Source organism: Eisenbergiella tayi (genome assembly GCF_001881565.1).
In the GTDB taxonomy this organism is placed as follows: Bacteria; Bacillota; Clostridia; order Lachnospirales; family Lachnospiraceae; genus Eisenbergiella; species Eisenbergiella tayi.
The window spans coordinates 282,697-302,557 of sequence record NZ_MPDJ01000002.1 but is presented as its reverse complement, the minus strand read 5'-3'; the positions used below and the strand labels follow the sequence as shown (position 1 = coordinate 302,557).

The 19,861-nt window shown below is 47.8% G+C and carries 19 protein-coding genes, 3 tRNA genes and 1 riboswitch; of the genes, 14 read left to right on the top strand and 8 right to left on the bottom strand.

What is annotated here, in order from left to right; translation table 11 throughout:
• Positions 1-143 precede the first annotated feature (143 nt).
• On the top strand, positions 144-1,538 hold the full coding sequence (locus BLA28_RS09915) for a radical SAM protein (protein ID WP_069156804.1): 1,395 nt from the start codon (positions 144-146) through the stop codon (positions 1,536-1,538).
• Positions 1,535-2,596, top strand: coding sequence for a lysylphosphatidylglycerol synthase transmembrane domain-containing protein (locus BLA28_RS09910; protein ID WP_069156805.1), 1,062 nt, complete (start codon positions 1,535-1,537; stop codon positions 2,594-2,596). Before BLA28_RS09915 ends, BLA28_RS09910 begins: the two co-directional genes overlap by 4 nt.
• Here BLA28_RS09910 and BLA28_RS09905 read toward each other — a convergent pair.
• Positions 2,553-3,122, bottom strand: coding sequence for a TetR/AcrR family transcriptional regulator C-terminal domain-containing protein (locus BLA28_RS09905; protein WP_044967692.1), 570 nt, complete (start codon positions 3,120-3,122; stop codon positions 2,553-2,555). The two genes, BLA28_RS09910 and BLA28_RS09905, sit on opposite strands and share 44 nt — an antisense overlap.
• 282 nt (positions 3,123-3,404) lie before the next feature.
• On the opposite strand from BLA28_RS09905, the gene BLA28_RS09900 reads away from it, so the two are divergent.
• Entirely contained in the window at positions 3,405-3,629 is a 225-nt protein-coding gene (locus tag BLA28_RS09900) for a hypothetical protein (protein ID WP_069156806.1), read from the top strand.
• Positions 3,630-3,643: 14 nt separating this feature from the next.
• Here the strand turns inward: BLA28_RS09900 and BLA28_RS09895 are convergent, their stop codons facing one another.
• Together BLA28_RS09895 and typA are read right to left on the bottom strand one after the other, a co-directional pair.
• Positions 3,644-4,684 carry an ROK family transcriptional regulator gene (locus BLA28_RS09895; RefSeq protein ID WP_071699087.1) on the bottom strand — a complete coding sequence of 347 codons (1,041 nt, stop codon included), beginning with the start codon at positions 4,682-4,684 and terminating at the stop codon, positions 3,644-3,646.
• A gap of 144 nt (positions 4,685-4,828) precedes the next feature.
• Positions 4,829-6,661 carry a translational GTPase TypA gene (gene typA / locus BLA28_RS09890; RefSeq protein ID WP_071699086.1) on the bottom strand — a complete coding sequence of 611 codons (1,833 nt, stop codon included), beginning with the start codon at positions 6,659-6,661 and terminating at the stop codon, positions 4,829-4,831.
• A 306-nt stretch (positions 6,662-6,967) separates the two neighbouring features.
• On the opposite strand from typA, the gene BLA28_RS09885 reads away from it, so the two are divergent.
• From BLA28_RS09885 to BLA28_RS09865, 5 genes are all read left to right on the top strand, one after another.
• Complete coding sequence (locus BLA28_RS09885; RefSeq protein ID WP_009255590.1) at positions 6,968-7,597, top strand: single-stranded DNA-binding protein; 630 nt, start codon at positions 6,968-6,970, stop codon at positions 7,595-7,597.
• Between the two features lie 259 nt (positions 7,598-7,856).
• On the top strand, positions 7,857-8,342 hold the full coding sequence (locus tag BLA28_RS09880; RefSeq protein WP_009255589.1) for a cob(I)yrinic acid a,c-diamide adenosyltransferase: 486 nt from the start codon (positions 7,857-7,859) through the stop codon (positions 8,340-8,342).
• 104 nt (positions 8,343-8,446) lie between these two features.
• Positions 8,447-8,621: riboswitch (Lysine riboswitch) on the top strand.
• 221 nt (positions 8,622-8,842) lie between these two features.
• Positions 8,843-9,730: a 4-hydroxy-tetrahydrodipicolinate synthase gene (gene dapA / locus BLA28_RS09875; protein WP_071699195.1), complete on the top strand. Its 888-nt coding sequence runs from the start codon at positions 8,843-8,845 to the stop codon at positions 9,728-9,730.
• A 12-nt stretch (positions 9,731-9,742) separates the two neighbouring features.
• Positions 9,743-10,528, top strand: a complete 786-nt coding sequence (dapB, locus tag BLA28_RS09870) for a 4-hydroxy-tetrahydrodipicolinate reductase (protein ID WP_044967688.1) — start codon at positions 9,743-9,745, stop codon at positions 10,526-10,528.
• Between the two features lie 74 nt (positions 10,529-10,602).
• The gene (locus tag BLA28_RS09865) at positions 10,603-12,567 is read left to right on the top strand and encodes a fructose-bisphosphatase class III (RefSeq protein WP_044967708.1); all 1,965 of its coding nucleotides are present in this window, start codon (positions 10,603-10,605) and stop codon (positions 12,565-12,567) included.
• A 64-nt stretch (positions 12,568-12,631) separates the two neighbouring features.
• Here BLA28_RS09865 and BLA28_RS09860 read toward each other — a convergent pair whose 3' ends face one another.
• Positions 12,632-13,099, bottom strand: a complete 468-nt coding sequence (locus tag BLA28_RS09860; protein WP_009255585.1) for a hypothetical protein — start codon at positions 13,097-13,099, stop codon at positions 12,632-12,634.
• A gap of 256 nt (positions 13,100-13,355) precedes the next feature.
• Between BLA28_RS09860 and hisA the strand changes: the two genes are divergently transcribed.
• Positions 13,356-14,138, top strand: coding sequence for a phosphoribosylformimino-5-aminoimidazole carboxamide ribotide isomerase (gene hisA, locus BLA28_RS09855; protein WP_009255584.1), 783 nt, complete (start codon positions 13,356-13,358; stop codon positions 14,136-14,138).
• Between the two features lie 238 nt (positions 14,139-14,376).
• Here the strand turns inward: hisA and BLA28_RS09850 are convergent, their stop codons facing one another.
• Positions 14,377-14,577: a cold-shock protein gene (locus BLA28_RS09850; RefSeq protein WP_009255583.1), complete on the bottom strand. Its 201-nt coding sequence runs from the start codon at positions 14,575-14,577 to the stop codon at positions 14,377-14,379.
• A 145-nt stretch (positions 14,578-14,722) separates the two neighbouring features.
• Positions 14,723-15,016 carry a YerC/YecD family TrpR-related protein gene (locus BLA28_RS09845; RefSeq protein WP_016360275.1) on the bottom strand — a complete coding sequence of 98 codons (294 nt, stop codon included), beginning with the start codon at positions 15,014-15,016 and terminating at the stop codon, positions 14,723-14,725.
• 253 nt (positions 15,017-15,269) lie between these two features.
• On the opposite strand from BLA28_RS09845, the gene BLA28_RS09840 reads away from it, so the two are divergent.
• The 3 genes from BLA28_RS09840 to BLA28_RS09830 all read left to right on the top strand — a co-directional run bounded on the left by BLA28_RS09840 (position 15,270) and on the right by BLA28_RS09830 (position 16,173).
• Positions 15,270-15,953: a DUF1836 domain-containing protein gene (locus BLA28_RS09840; RefSeq protein WP_009255581.1), complete on the top strand. Its 684-nt coding sequence runs from the start codon at positions 15,270-15,272 to the stop codon at positions 15,951-15,953.
• Positions 15,954-16,007: 54 nt separating this feature from the next.
• Positions 16,008-16,080, top strand: a tRNA-Val gene (locus BLA28_RS09835).
• Positions 16,081-16,100: 20 nt separating this feature from the next.
• Positions 16,101-16,173: transfer RNA gene (locus BLA28_RS09830), tRNA-Ala, on the top strand.
• 63 nt (positions 16,174-16,236) lie between these two features.
• Here the strand turns inward: BLA28_RS09830 and BLA28_RS09825 are convergent.
• Entirely contained in the window at positions 16,237-17,304 is a 1,068-nt protein-coding gene (locus BLA28_RS09825; protein ID WP_071699085.1) for a hypothetical protein, read from the bottom strand.
• 230 nt (positions 17,305-17,534) lie between these two features.
• On the opposite strand from BLA28_RS09825, the gene BLA28_RS09820 reads away from it, so the two are divergent.
• Positions 17,535-17,607: transfer RNA gene (locus BLA28_RS09820), tRNA-Ala, on the top strand.
• A 91-nt stretch (positions 17,608-17,698) separates the two neighbouring features.
• Entirely contained in the window at positions 17,699-18,418 is a 720-nt protein-coding gene (locus BLA28_RS09815; RefSeq protein WP_242880590.1) for a hypothetical protein, read from the top strand.
• Positions 18,419-18,544: 126 nt separating this feature from the next.
• Here the strand turns inward: BLA28_RS09815 and BLA28_RS09810 are convergent, their stop codons facing one another.
• Positions 18,545-19,564, bottom strand: a complete 1,020-nt coding sequence (locus tag BLA28_RS09810) for an ABC transporter substrate-binding protein (RefSeq protein WP_009255577.1) — start codon at positions 19,562-19,564, stop codon at positions 18,545-18,547.
• Between the last annotated feature and the right edge of the window lie 297 nt (positions 19,565-19,861).

Here is a 19,861-nt window from a genome sequence, read left to right as displayed (position 1 = left end):
AAATGGGACAAATTTTTTATTTGTCCCAAATAAGGACACAGACAAAAGAGTGTCCAATGACAGAGAGCTTTCTTACAATTAAAATATAGATAACAATTACAAAGGAAACAGGCGGGGCTATTGTCCGCAGAACGGAGGAAGTTATGGAATTTGCACATCAGGCGGAACGGAAAGCATTCAGCGTAGCTATTGACGGGGCTTTAAAACATGTAAAAAAGGATCGGGAAAAAAGTTTTCTCCAGCTGATTGATTTGGCTGAAAAATTTATGGACGGTGATAAATTACAGAAGGAGGATTATGACAAGGCCAGGGAGCTTGTAAAGAATTCTGACGGAAAGTGGATGAAATATGCGGATCGTATATTAAATGAAGTGGATCCTCATGTGGTAAAAATGACGGCACTGAATCTGGGCTTTGAAGCATTCTTTTATGGAACGAAAAGAATAAATCAGATGAGGAAAATACATAACTGTAATATCCCCTGGCTGCTGCTGGTGGATCCCACCAGTGCATGCAACCTTCACTGTACCGGCTGCTGGGCTGCTGAATATGGAAACAGGATGAACTTAAGCTATGAAGAGCTGGACAGCATTATCACGCAGGGGAAGGAGCTGGGAGTATATCTGTATATGTATACCGGCGGCGAACCTCTTGTGCGCAAGGATGATATTATCCGTCTGTGCGAGAAGCATGATGACTGTGAATTCCATGCTTTTACCAATGGTACCCTGGTGGACGATGCTTTCTGCGAGGAAATGAGACGGGTGGGTAATCTGTCGTTGTCCATCAGCCTGGAGGGCTTTGAAAATGCGAATGACGGAAGAAGAGGCGACGGCTGCTTCGAACGGGTTATGGAAGCCATGGATCGGCTGAAAGCACACGGGCTGGTATTCGGGACTTCTATTTGTTACACCAGAAATAATGTGGAAGCGGTCACCAGTGATGAATTCCTGGATATGATTATTGAAAAAGGCTGCCGGTATGCCTGGTATTTCCATTATATGCCGGTAGGAAATGATGCGGCACCGGAATTGATGCCCACCATGGAGCAGCGGGTCTATATGTTCCACAGAGTGCGGGAGATCCGGGCTCTGGAGGGCGGAAAGCCTATTTTTGCCTTTGATTTCCAGAATGACGGGCAGTTTGTAGGCGGCTGTATTGCTGGCGGAAGGAACTACTGTCATATCAATCCGAACGGTGATGTGGAGCCTTGTGTATTCATCCATTATTCAGGGGCGAATATCAGGGAGGTATCTTTGCTGGATGCACTGAAGCAGCCATTATTTATGGCTTATCGGGAAGGGCAGCCTTTTAACGATAATCTGCTGCGTCCCTGCCCTATGCTGGAAAATCCGGAGCTGCTTCAGGAAATGGTTGCAAGGACCGGGGCAAAATCCACGGATCTGCAGTGCCCGGAAAGCGCGGATCATCTATGCGGAAAATGTGAGGCATACGCCGCAGAATGGGCGCCCATCGCGGATGAGCTGTGGGAGCAGGAAATGGAGAAAAAAAGAAAGAAGAAGGAAATGGTGCATTGAAAATACGTAAAAATTGGGGAAAATGGCTGTTCGTCCTGGCACTTATCTTTCTGGTCTGCGTGGCGAACCGAAAAGTTTTACCTGAGATCCTGCGGGAGGCGGCAAGGACTTCTCCGATACTGATCGGGATGTCCTGCCTGCTTTCGGCAGGTTATTTTCTTACGGAAGGTAAAATAATACAGGTGATGACAGGGTTGAATGAACCCCGGCTGAATGAGCCTCTGCGGCGCCAGCCCGCATTCACGTGGGGAAAGGGTATTGCCTGTGCATTTTACTGTGAATTTTACCGGGTGGTGACGCTGGGAAGCGGTTCCGGGATAGCGGAAATATATTATCTGAACAGCTATGGGGTACAGGCCGGAACAGCCACGGGGATGAGTCTGGTACAGTATATTATGTATAAATTAGCGGTGGCGGCGTATGGAATAGCCGGATTCCTGATCCTGATGGCAAAAGGGGAGAGCTGTGTCAGGGGATATGGGAAGCTGATGCTGCTGGGATGTCTGATTACCGTACTGGTAACTGCGGCCCTGCTTTTTGTGGCGATAGGGAAAAGAGCCTGCAGTGTCATTTTTACTTTTTTGAAAAAGAAAGGAAAGGGCAGATGGGAGGAAAAGCTTCTCGCTTTGGAAGAACAAGCGGAGCTTTGCCAGAAAGAAGCGGGCCTTCTTCTGAAGAACCCGAAAAAGCTGTTATGCATTATCCTTTTGAATATATTGAAAGTAAGCTTCTGGTACGCCGTTCCCTGGCTATTTTTGGCGGGGAAGATTCCCCTGAGCCTGCCGGAGATCATGCTTCTGACCGCGCTGATACAGATGCTGGCGGCAGTCATACCCGTGCCGTCCGGTATAGGTTCCGTGGAATATGTATTCACCCTGTTTTTCGGAGTCTATGCGGGCAGCGTAAGCGCGGTATCCGCGGCGCTCATGTACCGTTTTGCCACATTCCTTTTTCCCTGTATTCCGGGGGGAGTGCTGGCCTTCCGCCATTACCGGTGGAATAAAAAAAGAAAAATCAGTCAGGCTGAGGAGCGGAAGGAGTGTCTTTCAGATTATTGAAGATTTCTTCGGCAAAAAGGAGAAGGACACTTTTCAGGTGGCCTGTGAATTCTTCGGCAGTGGTTTCATTTTCCTCGGACAGCCAGCGGATCAGGGAGGAAATCAGCCCGTCATAGAAGAAATTCAGTAAAAACTGCTGATCCTCAGAGGTTTTTAAGCTGTCGGAAAGAAAGATAGGGATCAGCGGCCTGATAATTTCAAGGAAATAATCCTGGAAGGAATTCTGGCCCTTAATCGCCAGGGCGCAGCGGTAGAAGTTCCTTTCGCTTTCAAAATAGCGGCATACATCCACCAGAAGATCCCAGCCGTTGTCGTAAAGCTCCACATGGATATGGGATACAAATTCGGTATAGAATATCCAGTTTACCAGATCATATTTATCCTTGAAGTGGTAATAAAAGCTTTTCCGGTTCATGCCGCAGCCTTCACAGATATCGTTTACATTTATTTTTTGAAATGGCTTTTGCTCCATCAGGGATTTTAAGGAAGAAGCGAGAGCGTTTTTTGTTATGTTGGAATCAGCCATATGTTCCTCCTTTGCAGCGTTTGCGTATGTAATCAGTTTAATGATTTTCAACCGGAAAGTCAAACAGAAGCAAGCAGGGTTTAGATAAAAAACATAGGCGCCGCCGTCCGTGTCCCTGCTGTCTTTCGGCGCTGCCCGGTTCCCTCCTCCTTTCCCCTGCTGCACTGCAAGGTTCCTTGCAGGGGACGCTTTCGCTCGGATAATCACGCAGCGGTACTAAGGCTGCAAAATACGCAGCCTAAGGACCGGCGTGCTTATACGCCCCTTACAGGAATCCTTGCAGTGCAGCAGGGGAAAGGAGGAGGGAACCGGGCAGCGCCGAAAGGCGGCAGGGACACGGACGGCGGCGCCTATGTTTTTTATCTAAACCTCACTATAACAGAAGAATATGGAATTGCGTTTTGGAGAGTAAGGGGCATGTACCGGCGGCCGGAAGGCCGCCGGTACATGCCGGCAGAAATGCTCGTAAGAAAAGTCACGCCCGCCACGGAGGGCGGTTACGCCTGAACTGTGAGCAGGGATTATTCTCTGATAAACTGGATTTCTTCAAATATGCGTCCGGCCGTAAGGGAGGCCAGGCCGTCATAGTAATCGTGGCGTACATCCGGGGAATACAGGATTTCCGCTGCCATGTGCCCCGGCAGAAGAGCGGAGAGCCCGTCGCTGACGGCGCCGATGCAGTCGGGACGCAGGGCCGGGCCGCCAAGGGCGATGTAAGCCGGGTTCAGGATGCCGCATACCCAGCTGAGGATTTTTATCATAAGGTTGACATACTGGACATCATCCATGGGATCCATCATACATTCGTCGAGCAGCCTGTCCGCATCTACGGGCAGAAGGCCCAGCTCGCCGGCAAAATTGCCGCAGCCCCGGATGATACGGCCTGCGCTGATGAAGCCCGCGCTGACACAGTGTTCTTCAAAATGCAGAAAAGCCATGTTGGTATCCTCCGGATTCTCTTCCGGGAATTCTTTGGCATAACAGCGTCCGAAGCCGATTGCGGTTGCGTTTATGTCGTTTTCCATAATCACGGGGAGCTGATATCTCTCCGACAGAAAGATACCGATGTCCGACTTATACATGTTTCCGTCTTCTTTGCTCTTTTTCCAGTAGCAGCCGTTTTCTACAATACCGGGAACCCCGAGCCCGATAGATTTGATTTCCTTTTTTTCGATTAGATCATCCAGAAAGGAGAGAAGAGTCTGACGGACATTCCCGTCCTGAATTTTCAGTTCTTCTTTTTCTGCAATTTCCCCATATATATTGACCAGCAGAAAAACCACATGGTCTTCAAAAAGGCAGAAGGCCGCTCCGTAACAGAATTCCGGATTCAGGCGGTATCTCTGCGCTTTCCGGCCTCCGCTGGATTCATCCAGGCCTATGCTTTCGATTTCCCCGTTTTCCAGCATCTCGGAAAGCAGGGAACGTACGGTGGTGGAGCTGATCCTGGTTTCAATGGCTATTTCCGCCCTGGTTGAGGTGCCCTTTGCTTTGATAACGCGTCGGATCAGGGACAGGTTGGCCTGTTTTAAAATGTTAGGTCGGGCAGTTAAGGAATCCATATCATATTCTCCTATGCAACTTTTGTCAATAACTTATAAAAGTTTATAATAAAAGTATAACTGCATTAGATACTGATGTCAACAGGGATGGAAAAAATAAAAAGGCCGTCCTGCTGAATGGAAGCAGGACGGCCTTGCAAGGCATTAATTTCTATTTATATTCGCTCTTTTTCTCTTGGTAGGATCCAGGATTTTTTTGCGGATACGCAGGTTCTTGGGGGTAACCTCCAAAAGCTCGTCCGTTTCTATGAAATCCAGGGCCTGCTCCAGGCTTAAAATCCTCGGAGGGCTGAGACGGAGGGATTCATCCGCGCTGGAGGATCGGGTATTGGTCAGCTGTTTCTTCTTGCATACGTTGACCTCAATATCTTCCCCTCTGCCGTTCTGTCCGATAACCATGCCGGCATATACCCGTTCGCCGGGTCCGATGAACAGGGTTCCGCGCTCCTGGGCGTTAAACAGGCCATAGGTAATAGACTCGCCGGTTTCATAGGCTATGAGGGAACCCTGCTTACGGTACTGGATTTCCCCCTTATAAGGGCCGTAGCCCGCGAAGGCCGTATTCATGATTCCGTTCCCCTTGGTATCCGTCAGGAATTCCCCGCGGTAACCGATTAAGCCGCGGGAAGGAATGTTGAATTCCAGGCGGGTATAGCCGCCGTTGGCAGCGCTCATGTTGACGAGCTCACCCTTCCGCTGGCTCAGCTTTTCGATAACACTGCCGGAAAATGCTTCCGGTACATCGATATAAGCGGTTTCCATAGGCTCCAGCCGTTTGCCGTGCTCGTCTGTCTTATAAAGAACTTCCGCTTTGCTCACTGCAAATTCAAAACCTTCCCGGCGCATATTCTCGATGAGGACGGACAGATGAAGCTCGCCCCGGCCCGAAACCTTGAAGCTTTCGGTGGTATCCGTTTCCTCGACCCGAAGGGAAACATCCGTATTCAGCTCACGGAACAGTCTGTCCCGAAGGTGGCGGCTGGTCACGAATTTGCCTTCCTGTCCGGCAAAAGGCGAATCATTTACGATAAAATGCATGGCGATCGTAGGCTCCGAAATCTTCTGAAAAGGAATGGGCTTCGGATTTTCAGGAGAGCATAAGGTATCTCCGATATGAATATCCGTGATTCCGGAAATCGCCACAATGGATCCCATGGAAGAAGATTTGACGGGAACCTTGCTCAGTCCGTCGAATTCATACAGCTTGCTCACCTTCACTCGTTTCTGCTTTTCCGGTTCATGATGGTTTACAATCACGACCTCCTGGCCTTCGGAGATGATGCCGTTATCCACTTTGCCTACGCCGATACGCCCCACATATTCGTTATAATCGATAGTGCTCACAAGCAGCTGCGTCCCTGCATCAGGATCCCCTTCGGGGGCAGGAATATAATCCAGGATAGTATCGAAAAGAGGCTTCATATCCTTATTCTTTACCGTGAGGTTCAAAGTGGCGCTTCCTGTCTTGGCGGAAGCGAACACAAACGGACAGTCCAGCTGTTCGTCATTGGCATCCAGATCCATGAAAAGCTCCAGAACCTCATCCACAACAGCGATGGGCCTTGCCTCAGGACGGTCAATCTTATTCACACACACAATAACGGAAAGCTGCAGCTCCAGAGCCTTGCGCAGCACGAATTTTGTCTGGGGCATAGGGCCTTCAAAAGCATCCACCACCAGAATAACCCCGTTCACCATTTTAAGCACACGTTCCACTTCACCGCCGAAATCCGCATGTCCGGGGGTATCAATAATATTGATCTTAGTTCCTTTATACGTAACGGCCGTATTTTTGGAAAGAATGGTAATACCTCTTTCCCGCTCAATAGCATTGGAGTCCATGACCCTCTCCGCCACATCCTGGTTTTCCCTGAAAACACCGCTCTGCTTCAAAAGCTCATCCACCAGAGTTGTTTTACCGTGGTCAACGTGAGCGATAATAGCCACATTTCTCACATCTTCTCTTTTTTGAATCATACTCAAATTCCCTTCCTATACCGTTTATTCCGATGTTGTCCCGCGCAAAGGGCTACAGGAGAAGTTTCGGACAGTTACCTTATTATTATACAACTGACATCAAACTTAAATAGTATAGCACTGATATTTTCATCTTGCAACCTTAAAACTGCAAAAACCCCCGATATCTGTCGATTTTCCGGAAATTGCGGCGACCCATGGCGGTTCTAGGATCGGGTTTGCTGCCATAAAATAGTAATACATGACAGGAAAAAATTCTTAAAAGCGGTTTCGGTCAAATCGAAGCCCAAGAAGGGAGAACAAAAAATGACAGATAAGGTAATTGAAAACAACCAGGTGATCATCATGGGGAAAATCGTGAGTGACTTTACATTCAGCCACGAGATTTTCGGAGAGGGCTTTTACATGGTGGATGTGGAGGTAGCCAGACTCAGCGACTCCTATGACATCATTCCTCTGATGGTATCCGAAAGGCTCCTTGATGTGGAGGAGGACTATAAGGGCGCTTATGTGTGCGTATCCGGGCAGTTCAGGTCCTATAACCGCCACGAGGAGAGAAAGAACAGACTGATCTTATCCGTGTTTGCAAGGGAAATTGAATTTGTGGAGGAACTGGAGGAAAGCTCCAAAACCAATCAGATATATCTGGACGGCTATATCTGCAAGGAACCGGTTTACCGTAAAACGCCTTTGGGAAGGGAAATTGCCGATGTGCTCCTGGCTGTAAACCGGCCTTACGGAAAGTCCGATTATATCCCCTGTATCTGCTGGGGCCGCAACGCCCGTTTTGCCGGCGGATTCAATGTAGGGGAGCGCTGTGAAGTATGGGGCAGGATCCAGAGCCGTGAATATATGAAAAAAGTAGGGGAAGAGCAGCTGGAAAAAAGAATTGCCTATGAGGTATCTGTCAGCAAGCTGGAGCTCATTGAGGAATAGACATTGCCGCGTACCCGCAGGGGGACAGCAGTAACGAACAGGCTTCCCGAAAGGAATAAAAGTTGCATCGATACGATGCTTATGGTATCATTAACAGGTCAAATACTCCGCAGCAGTTTATGTGCAGCAGCGCAAGTCCGGGAGTATCAGACCCCGCAGGCAGTATGAAGGCATTTGATTCCGGATATCTGCAGGGCGGGCGCTGCAACGAATGACGATAGCGGTCCGGTGCCGCAGAATACCGTAGAGGGGCGAATGTATGGCTGAAGGTAAGGTTTATATTTATGGAGGAAAGGGACACGGCAAATCGCCGGCGGCCATCGGCTGTGGGCTGATAGCGGCGGCTAAGGGGGCGAGGGTGGTAATCATCCAGTTCCTGAAAGGCAAGGGATTGACTGAGGATGAATATCCGCGCAGGCTGGAGCCGGGAATCAAGCTTTTCCGTTTCGAAAAATCCAACGAAGATTTTGTGGCTCTTCCCAGAGAAAAGCAGGAAGAAGAGGTACAGAATATCAGAAATGGCCTGAATTTTGCCAAAAAGGTCCTCAGTACGGGGGAATGCGATATGCTGATCCTGGATGAGGTGCTGGGGCTTGTTGATAATCATATTATTACCATAGCGGATTTGAAAAATGTGCTGGATATGAGAGACGGGGAGACGGATATCATAATGACAGGAATATCCCTGGAGGATGATGTCTGCGCTCTTGCCGATTATGTATCTGAAATCCGTACGGTGAAATAAAGGGTGTTTCCAGCCCGGGAAGACCGTAACATAATTGAATAGAAAACAGGAAAATAATCATAGCATCTGTGCGTTGACAGGAACCGTACTGCGTGCTATGATTATTTTTAGATAGAGGTTGCGTGATTCAGGAGTACCTTTTCGGATGTGACAGGCACAGAAGAAGAAAAGGAAAAGGGGAGAGCGCCGAAAGAGGAGGGGGCCTGGTGCCTGAATCTTGGGCATGCGGTGAAGAACCGTATGACTGTCATCTGTAAAAGATGGGGCGCTATCATAAAGAGAAGATAATCTCCGGCTGCCTCCGTATTTTTACATAATTGGATGGCCGGAGAATTTTTTTGACCATGGGAAAATACGCAGGCAAAGGGACGGAGCTCAGAGAAACTGCATGGCAGTTTCCGGAGGCCGCCGCCGGAAGGCTTTTGTTTATGCATTTCATCAGGCAGCTTTGCTGCCGCAACAGACAGCGCGGGAAAAGCGTTGAAAATAAGGAGGAGCATATGGCAATTTTTGAAGGAGCAGGAGTAGCAATTATCACCCCTTTTCATGAGGACGGAAGTGTAAATTATGAAAAATTCGGGGAACATATTGAGGCGCAGATCGCCGGAGGCACCGATGCCATCATCGTATGCGGCACCACAGGCGAGGCTTCCACGCTGACCCATGAGGAGCATCTGGATGTGATCCGGTATTGTGTTAAAAAGACGGCGGGCAGGATTCCCGTTATCGCCGGAACAGGTTCCAACTGTACGGAAACCGCGGTTTTCCTTTCCCAGGAGGCGGAAAAAGCCGGTGTGGACGGAGTCCTCGTTGTAACTCCTTATTATAATAAAGCGACGCAGAAGGGGCTGTTCGAGCATTTTAAAATCGTGGCGGAATCCATTAAGGTTCCCATGATTCTTTATAATATCCCGGGCAGGACCGGCGGTGTGAATATATTGCCGGAAACCGTGGTAAGGCTGTGCAGGGAGGTTCCCAATATTGTCGGTGTAAAAGACGCCACCGGAAATATCAGCCAGATCGCCCAGCTGATGAGCATGGCGGGTGATGATGTGGATCTCTATTCCGGAAATGACGATCAGATAGTGCCGCTTCTGTCCCTTGGCGGAAAAGGTGTGATTTCCGTCCTTTCCAACGTGGCTCCCAGACAGACCCATGATATCTGTGCCAGATTCTTTGCAGGAGATGTGGCGGGAAGCCGTAAGCTTCAGCTGGATGCCATTCCTTTATGCAAGGCATTGTTCTGTGAAGTGAATCCCATTCCGGTTAAGAAGGCTATGAACCTGATGGGACTTCAGGCAGGCCCTCTGAGACGTCCGCTGACGGAGATGGAAGAGGAAAATGCAGTGAAGCTGGAAAAAGCCATGAAGGATTATGGAATCCTGTAAGGAGAGAACAATATGGTAAAAATATTGATGCACGGCTGCAACGGCCATATGGGACAGGTGATTGCCCGTCTGGCGGCTTCAGACAGTGAGACGGAAATTATTGCCGGTGTGGATGTGTCGGATCATATAACCAATCCCTATCCGGTATTCAAAAGCCTGGAAGATTACAGGCAGGCATGGGAAAAGGATGAGTCACTGAAGGCGGATGTGGTCATTGATTTCTCTTCCGCTGCGGCGGCGGATAAGCTGCTGGATTATTGCGGGGCGGTGCAGATGCCTGTTGTACTGTGCACTACGGGGCTTACTCCGGAGCAGCTGGAACGGGTGAAGACGGTGGCCGGAAAAACGGCGGTGCTCAAATCCGCCAATATGTCTATGGGAATCAACCTGCTTCTCAAGCTTCTCAAGGAAGCGGCAGGCGTTCTGGCTCCAGCGGGCTTTGACATTGAAATTGTGGAGAAGCATCATAACCAGAAGGTGGACGCTCCCAGCGGCACGGCTCTGGCTCTGGCGGATTCCATAAATGAAGAATTTAATAACGAGTATACATATGTTTATGACAGAAGCACCAGAAGACAGAAAAGGGATGCAAAAGAGATTGGACTTTCTGCGGTGCGCGGTGGTACAATAGTAGGAGACCATGACGTGATTTTCGCAGGAGAGGATGAGGTGATAACCTTTTCCCATACGGCATACTCCAAAAATGTATTTGCCAAGGGTGCGGTACAGGCGGCTAAATTCCTGAAAGCAAAACCTGCGGGGTTATATGACATGAGTGATGTGATCGAGGGCGCGTAAAGCCTTCGGATAAGAATAAGGGAATCGAAGGATTCCCTTTTTTCGACGGTGCGCGGAAAGGGGAAAATGCAAGCATGCAGGATTTGGAATTAACCTATCTGAAGAGTCTGTCCAAACAGTTTCCGACCATTGCGGATGCGGCGACAGAAATTATCAATCTGCAGGCCATCTTGAGTCTGCCTAAAGGAACGGAACATTTTCTGACCGATATTCACGGGGAATATGAGCAGTTCAACCATGTGCTGAAAAATGGTTCAGGCAGCGTGAAACGGAAAATAGATGAAGAGTTCGGAAATACCTTAAGCAGCAGGGACAAGCGGAGCCTGGCCACACTGATTTATTATCCCATGGAGAAGCTGGAGCTGGTGATGCAGGAGGAGGATAATCAGGAAAATCTGGAGGACTGGTTTAAGATTACCCTTCACAGGCTGGTGCAGATGACCAAGAGGGTGGCTTCCAAGTATACCCGTTCCAAGGTGAGGAAGGCGCTGCCCAAGGATTTCTCTTATGTCATTGAAGAACTGATTACGGAAAAGGAAGAGGTACAGGATAAGGAAGCTTATTACAATGAGATCATCCATACCATTATCCGTATCGGAAGAGCTCCGGAGTTCATTGCCGCGCTCTGCAACCTGATCCAGAGGCTGGTTATCGATCATCTGCATATTGTGGGAGATATTTATGACAGAGGGAACGGCCCCCATATCATTCTGGATACCTTAAGCCAGTACCATTCGGTGGATATCCAATGGGGAAATCATGACGTGGTGTGGATGGGAGCTGCCAGCGGACAGACAAGCTGTATCGCCAATATCATCCGTATTTCAGCCAGATACGGCAATCTCGATATCCTGGAGGAAGGCTACGGCATCAATCTCATTCCGCTCGCCACCTTTGCCATGAATACTTATGCCGATTCCGACTGCGATGTTTTTTCCATTAAATATGGAGAGGACTACGACACGAAGGACCTGGAGCTGGATAAGAAGATGCATAAGGCCATTGCCATCATCCAGTTCAAGCTGGAGGGACAGCTGATTAAAAAAAGGCCGGAATTCGATATGGCCGACAGGCTGCTTCTGGATAAAATAAATTATGAAAAGAAAACGGTTACTATCGGCGGAACGGAATATGCCATGAAGGATGTGGATTTCCCCACGGTGGATCCGAAGGATCCTTATCGTCTCACTCCGGAGGAGGAGCAGGTGGTGGAACGTCTGCGCCACGCCTTTGTGCATTGCGAGAAGCTCCAGCGGCATATCCGTTTCCTTTTTTCCAAGGGAAGCCTTTACAAGGTCTATAACTCCAACCTGCTTTACCATGGCTGCGTGCCCATGGATGAAGAGGGGAATTTCCTCAAGGTGAATATATTCGGAAAAGAGTACGGCGGAAAAGCGCTGTACGATATCCTGGATCATTACGCCAGGAAAGGCTATTATTCCCAGGATAAGGAAGAAGTGGAAAAAGGCAGGGACGTCATCTGGTATATCTGGACCGGCCCCAATTCTCCCGTATTCGGAAAAGACAAAATGGCTACCTTCGAACGGTATTTTGTGGAGGATAAGAGCACCCATACCGAAATTAAAAACAGCTATTACAGGCTGATGGACAATGAAGAAGTGCTTAACCGCATCCTGAGGGAATTCGGCCTGGATGAAAACAGTTCCCATATCATCAACGGCCATGTGCCGGTGGAATTAAAGAAGGGGGAAACTCCTATCAAGTGCGGTGGGAAGCTGCTCATCATCGACGGCGGTTTCTCCAAGGCCTATCAGGGGAAAACCGGGATTGCCGGCTATACGCTGGTGGCGAATTCCCACGGTATGACTCTGGTTGCCCATGAACCTTTTGAATCGGCGGAATCGGCCATACGAAAGGAATCGGATATTTTTTCGGATTCCATCATAGTGGAGACGGCGCCCAGCAGGATAAGGGTTGCGGATACGGACATCGGCACCGAACTGAAGGAAAGTATCTGTTATCTGGAAAAGCTGCTCGCGGCTTACAGGGACGGGACTTTGATTGAAAAAGGGGTATAACAACAAAACTATGTAGAGGGGCAAGTCTGCAGCTTGCCCCGGGTGCGGTCAAAGACAGGAGAAATTATTTGGTGTTGGTGATATCCTTCACACCGTTGGCTACACCGTCTGCAGCATTTTCAACCATGTTGCCGGCATCATCCACTACATTGCCTACAGCATCGCCTACGTCCTCGATGGCATTGCCTGCGTTATCTACCACGCCGGAACCCTTGCCTGCGGTGCTGTTGCCGCCGGTGGTTCCGTTGTTGGTTCCGTTAATGCCGGCTGTTTCATCGGTTCCGTTCATGGTTCCGGTTTCATTTGTATCGGTACCGTTTGTATGGGTTTCATTCGTAGTTTCACTTCCGGCAAGACCGGCCGTGCTTGTTTCGTTACGGCTTGCTGTCTCTTCGGCAGCGGTAGTGCTGGTGGATTCTGTTGTATTGCCTGCCATGTCGTCCGCATTATTTTTCTTATTTCCACAGGCGGTCACACTGGCAAGCATCAGCAGAATCAGTGCTGCAGGAACTATTCTGTTCAGCTTTTTCATGTTGCTCACTCCTTTTCCTTTGTATATTTGGGCGTGCATGCGGAAGTATATCCACAGGGACAAAATCCGCAGGGATAGGCATCCTGAAATAAAAAGCACACTCACGAACAATATAACTGTCCGTTTTTTATTATGTTCTGAAAAATTCTTTTTATGCGGAAAAAGGAATTGTCAAAAAGGAGCATTTCGTGTAAAATATACCTAATTTTGTAAAAAAAGCCGTTGTTATGCGGCCTGAGGCAGGGAGATAAGGAAAATGGAATTCAGACCATGTATTGATGTTCATAATGGTAAAGTAAAACAGCTGGTGGGCGGAAGCGTGGCAGATATCAGTGACAGTGCCCAGGAAAATTTTGTTTCTGAAAAGGACGGCGCCTGGTACGCCAGGCTTTTCCAGGAAAAAAACCTGAAAAATGGGCATGTAATTCTTTTGAATAAAAAAGGAAGCCCTTATTACGAAAGCTCAAAGGAGCAGGTTTTGAATGCCCTCAGAGCTTATCCCGGAGGCCTTCAGGCAGGCGGCGGCATTACTGCGGAAAATGCCTATGAATACCTGGATGCGGGAGCGTCTCATGTGATTGTGACCTCCTATGTATTCCGTGACGGAACCATTTCCTACGAAAACCTGAACCGTCTTCTGGAAAATGTGGGAAAGAAAAAGCTGGTGCTCGATTTAAGCTGCAGAAAAAAAGACGGTGATTATTATATTGTTACGGATCGCTGGCAGAAATATACCAGAGTGACACTGAATGAGGATGTGCTGGATATGCTGGCTTCCTTCTGTGACGAATTCCTGATCCATGCAGTGGATGTGGAAGGCAAGGTGTGCGGAATCGAGAAGGAGCTGGTGGCTCTGCTGGGAAGATGGAACCGGATACCGATTACCTATGCAGGAGGAATCCGTTCCCTGGAGGATATCAGGAGCATTAAAGAACTGGGAAGAAACAGAATACACATAACGGTGGGCAGCGCCCTGAACCTTTATGGCGGAAAACTGGATTTCGATAAAGTGCAGGCGTATGCGGAGGAAGAACTGTAGAAACATAGGGAGAACCCGCTTGGCAGGCCTCTTTATAATCAAGAAAAGGAGCTTCACGACAGGATATCAATCCATTCGTGAGCTCCTTTTTTAATGGATGTTTTGCAACTCCATTCGTGGAATCCATTACAACTGTACAGCTTAATCTCAAATAAAAAACGATATGAACTGTGATACCGATATATTTGAATAAAAAAGGCACATTGTGATGGTTCTTGGCAAGATTTACAGTGAAATCTTATAATTTGACTACGTTAACAGCCTGAGGGCCTTTTTCTCCCTGAATAACATCGTATTCAACAGCAGCGCCTTCATCCAGAGATTTGAAACCATCCATGTTCAATCCGGAGTAGTGTACGAATACGTCCTGTCCTGCTTCATCAGAAATGAAACCGTAACCCTTTTGGTTGTTAAACCACTTTACTGTACCTTTGTTCATTCTAGGATACCTCCGCATAAATAAATAAGAATTAGTTATGTTGCCCTGCAACATAGTCAGAATATCACAAGAGTAGTCAAATGTAAAGTGGAATTTTACGTTATAACATTTCTTATTTGAAAAAAATTACCAATATTTTATAATATCAGGAATCCTTGTTCATACGTGAAAAAACCATCTCATAGCCGTCATTTCCGTAATTTAACGAGCGGTTCACACGGCTTATGGTAGCGGTGGAAGCACCCGTTTTTTCGGCAATATCAAGATAGGTTTTATGGTCCCGCAGCATTGCCGCCACCTCAAAACGCTGAGACAGGGAGAGGAGTTCATTGACAGTGCACAGATCCTCAAAGAAGCTGTAGCATTCCTCCCTGCTTTCCAGACTCAGTATGGCCTCAAAAAGGTGATCCACCGCGTCTGTTTTTATTTTTTTGTTCATTTTATTACCTCCGCATTGATTCTGTTTCGATCCATATGGCAGAGAAAAATAGTCTGCCATTCATATATTGCGATTTTAACATACTAAAGTCTTAAAGTAAAGAAAAATGTCTGTATGATAAAGATAAGACTTGTCATGTAGTTTTCGATACTATATAATAAAAATCAGATGTACGGAAAAGTCTGGTTCCGGGTAGCAGAAGGAAGCAGCAGGCAGGGCTGCCCTTAGAAAGGGAGCAGGACAGGAGCGGAAGATGACCATTTCTACAGAAGACCTATTGAACAGTATCCTTGAAAGCCTTGACAGAATCGATTATATCAAGCCTGAGGATATTCCCAATATTGATTTATACATGGATCAGGTTACCACGCTGATGGACAGCAAGCTGAAAAACAGCACCAGAAATCCGGAGGAAGATAAGATTCTGACCAAGACCATGATTAATAATTATGCGAAGAACAATCTGCTTCCGCCGCCGGTGAAGAAGAAATACTCTAAGGAGCATGTGCTCATACTCATCTTTATCTATTATTACAAGGGCGTTATGTCTATTAATGACATACAGACAATCCTTCAGCCTATTACGGATCTGTATTTTAAAGGAAATACGGAGCTCAGCCTTGAGGATATTTACAATGAGGTTTTCAGCCTGGAAAAGGAACAGGTTGAGGTGATGAAGAAGGACCTGGTGGAAAAGTTTAAAAAAGCAGGCGATACCTTTCAGGAGGCGGAAGAAGAGGAAAGACAGTTCTTACAGTTCTTTTCCTTCATATGCATGCTGAGTTTTGATGTGTATGTGAAAAAACTGCTGATTGAGAAGCTGCTGGATCTGTGCGGTACCCAAATTATGCCAAAGGGGAAAAAAGGTCAGCCGAAGGCAGCGAAGGAAACCGCGGAAAATGGGGCTTCCGGGAATCCTGAGCAAAAAAAAGAATAATTTTGTAAAACAGATACTTGCCAATTTCGAAAAAAGTGGTACAATAATACCCATGGAGACATAGCTCAGCCGGGAGAGCGTTCGCCTCACACGCGAAAGGTCACGAGTTCGAGCCTCGTTGCCTCCATTTTTTTCGGAAATGATTCAGGGCTCGTAGCTTAGCTGGGAAAGCGCTGCGTTCGCAACGCAGAGACCGAGGGTTCGAATCCCTTCGGGTCCACTGACAGACAGATCTGCCTTTTATTTAAAATAGAAGGCAGATTTTTTATGCCTTTCAGGCTGTTTAATCCACATTCAGCGGATTACAGTACTGCACTTCTGCCGGGATTGCAGTGATTTTAACCGTTCCGTCTTCCGTTTTTCCGAACCATACGGCTCCGGTTCCAAGCATAACCCCGTTCTGATTCCAGAAAAGCCCTTCGGTTTCAGAGCCTTCCACATCATAGATCACCTGCAGATTCAGAATGAGGTCGTAATTTTCCAGGAATTCTTCCGGGGAGTTAATCTGCCGTTCGGAACCGTCGCGGACGATGTGCAGAGGATACCGGACTTTCCGCGAAAGGGATTCTCTGTCGTCGGTCAGGACATCTTCCTTTACCAGGAAGGCGAAGCTTTCTATCTCGCCTTTGGTCCAGCCGTCCGTCCCGTCAAAGTTACAGTAGACCGGCTCGGACAATACGGAAAGAACATTTTCTGCGGTATAGGCATCTCCGTCGGAAACCTCCAGGCTGTTGCCGATAGAGATGGAAAGACCTTCGGCAAAGAGAAATTCCTTACCCTGGTTCAGGTAAATACGGACCATGGAAAAGGGCCGGGCGTCTTCACTGCCGGCTCCGGTAGTGTATTGTTCGCTTGTGATGACGTCTTTTTTGCCGTCTCCATTGATGTCATGAAAGGTAATAAAATTGATGGTATCTTCAAAATGCCAGGACGCATAGGCATCAGGGAAGGTATAGACGGTCTCTTCACCTGAGACGAGAGAGTATCGGATATGAGACTGGCCGTCACGGGTAACCAGGCTGGTCGTGAAACGGACATCCCTGTAGTCTCCCAAGTCCACACCGGAAAAGCTCTGCTCCTCTATGATGGTTTCCGAGTCATAAGGCAGGTTTTCGCTGGAGGCGTCGGAGGAAGGGGTGTTTTCCCGCTCAGGAGTCAGGGCTGGGTATTCAGGAGAAGAATTTTCCTGTGTGCCGGACGTTTCGGCTGCGGTGCTTTCAGACAGTATCTGTGTGTCTGTCTCGGCAGGGGGAGCAGCCGGGCCTTTGCAGGCAGTGAGGCCGCCTGCGGGCAGGATACAGAATAGTACAGCGATTATGATTTTATTTATCCGGGTTTTCAGGTATTTCATATAAGGATCCTTTCATCTGTTAACAGGATGGGGTGATTTGTCCTATTTTAACATATTACAGGGAATATAGCCATGACCATATGCAGGCTTTGGCCGATTCTTATGGTTCTCCGGCGGAATGGGAATTTATGTTATGGAAAAGAAGGAAAATCTGGTTTTGAAAAAAACAGAAAACCTGACAAAATTTTTCTTGCCAAGTGGGAGAAGTTTTGATATGATAATACACGGACGGGGCATTAGCGCAGCTGGGAGCGCGCCACGCTGGCAGCGTGGAGGTCACGGGTTCGAGCCCCGTATGCTCCATTGGAAAAGTATCGCTTATGCGGTACTTTTTTTGTTGGTATGTAATTTATTGTAAAACAGTTATATGTAAGGAGGTGTGCACGTGAAAAGTATGAAGAAAGTCCTGTTTGTCTTGTCTGTATTCTGTACCGTATTTCTGCTTTCCGCCGCTGCAGAAATTCCGGTAAACGCCGCGGGATTGTTTGATCCCATTTATTACGCGGCTGCCTATCCGGATGTTGCCGCCGCTGTCGGAACGGATGCTGCTGCGCTTTTAAACCACTATCTGCTGTATGGTAAGAACGAAGGGCGGCTGCCGAATGCATCGGCTGAACCGGGAGCTGAAATAGAGGTGTTCAATGAAGAAAACCTTAATCAGACAAAAGGTTTTGAACCCGTTCCCATGGCGAAGCTTGCAAATTTATCCAGCCTTCGGAAAAAGGCGACGGACGGGGAACTCGCACAGGCTTATAATGCGGCACTGGCGGTTGCAACACCCTTAGCGGGGCTTCCCAGGGAAGAACAGCTTATCGGCATTGCAAAGTCGCTTCGCGCCATGGTGGACGGCGGAATGGTTTATTCCATGTCAGCGCCCCATTATAATGATCCATATGGATATTTTATTTTACATACGGCATCCTGTGCCGGGTGTACAAGGGCAACAGGCCTGTGCCTGAATATTCTTGGAATCCCGTATGAGCATGTAAATGAGAATCAGTATTCTCATCAATGGTGCCGTGTAAATGTGAACGGTACGTATTGGATCTGTGATGCCTATGGCCTTTACTGCGGACCGGAACCCGCGCCCTATACACATCCGTATCTTCAGTGATGGACAGGACACGGTTACAGGCAGACGATCCGCTGGGCTTAATAAAAAAGAATAAGAGTACATTGTCAAAAAAGGCTGATACGCAGGGATATATGAATCAAACCCTGTGTATCAGCCTTTGCGCTATTATTTTGCGGCGTTCTGTGCGTATTCGGTATTAACCAGATCCGCGTAAGGAACTCTCTGAGACAATTCACCGGATTCTTCCAGAATGTTCTGAAGGAGAGTGAATGCGTCTTCTTCAAAAATCAGATTATCCTTCCAGGAGGTCTGATCGTAATATCTGGTAACAATAGTGGTAATGGTTTCTTTATCGGTTTCTTCAAACTGAGGCTGAATCACATCGGCGATTTCCTCAGGAGTATGTGACTGCACATAGTCCATACCCTTCTGAAGGGCGTTGGTAAACGCCTGAACAACATCGGGATGCGCTTCAATATAGCTTTTCTTTGCGGAAAAAGCGGTATAGGGAACATAGCCGGAATCCTCGCCTAATGAGGCTACTACATATCCGTCGCCTTTTTGCTCCAGAGCGGTGGCATGCGGCTCGAATTCAACGGTGAAATCGCCCTGCCCGCCTGAAAAAGCGGCTGCGGTGGAACCAAAATCGATACTCTGGTCAATATCCAGATCAGCCATCGGATCAATGCCATTCTTTCTCAAAATATACTCGAAGACCATCTCGGGCATTCCGCCTGCCCTTCCTCCAAGAACCGTACAGTTTTTCAGCATATCCCAGGAAAAATTATCAATAGGTTCCCTGGCTACCAGGAAATTCCCGGCACGCTGGGTCAGCTGGGCAAAGTTTACAACATAATCTTCCGTGCCGCCCAGATAAGTATAGATGGAGGCTTCAGAGCCCATAAAGCCGATATCGGCTTCGTTCGTAAGTACGGCGGTCATGGTTTTATCGGCTCCGAAGCCGGTAACCAGCGTCAGGTTGATGCCTTCCTCTGCAAAATACCCTTCTTCAATAGCCACGTACATCGGCGCATAAAAAATCGAATGAGCAACCTCATTCAATGTGACATCGGTCATTGTTTTATCCGGGGTATCCTTTACGGCCTCCTGTTTCTTGCCGCAGCCTGCAAAGCAGAAAAGAGTCATGGCAAGCACTAATGTAAATGCGAGAATTCTTTTTTTCATAAATCCCTCCATAGGTTTGATGATATATTGTATGAAAAGACGGCTCGGAATGTGCACTTTTTAAGAAAGGTTCCCAAGTGTTGTGAATCAGCGGAGCCGCTGAATTCTTTTGCAGAATATTTTTTGCTTGCCAGACAGCTGTTTATTTGTTATAGTTTATTTATCGGGGATATTTCGTGATTCCCGGTTCTTATTATCATTTTCATTCATGCCTCATGGCATTCATCCGGCATCTCGCCGGGAGCATAAGCCAGTCAGAAAAAAAGATTGTGGGATACACGGAGAGTGGGTATAATA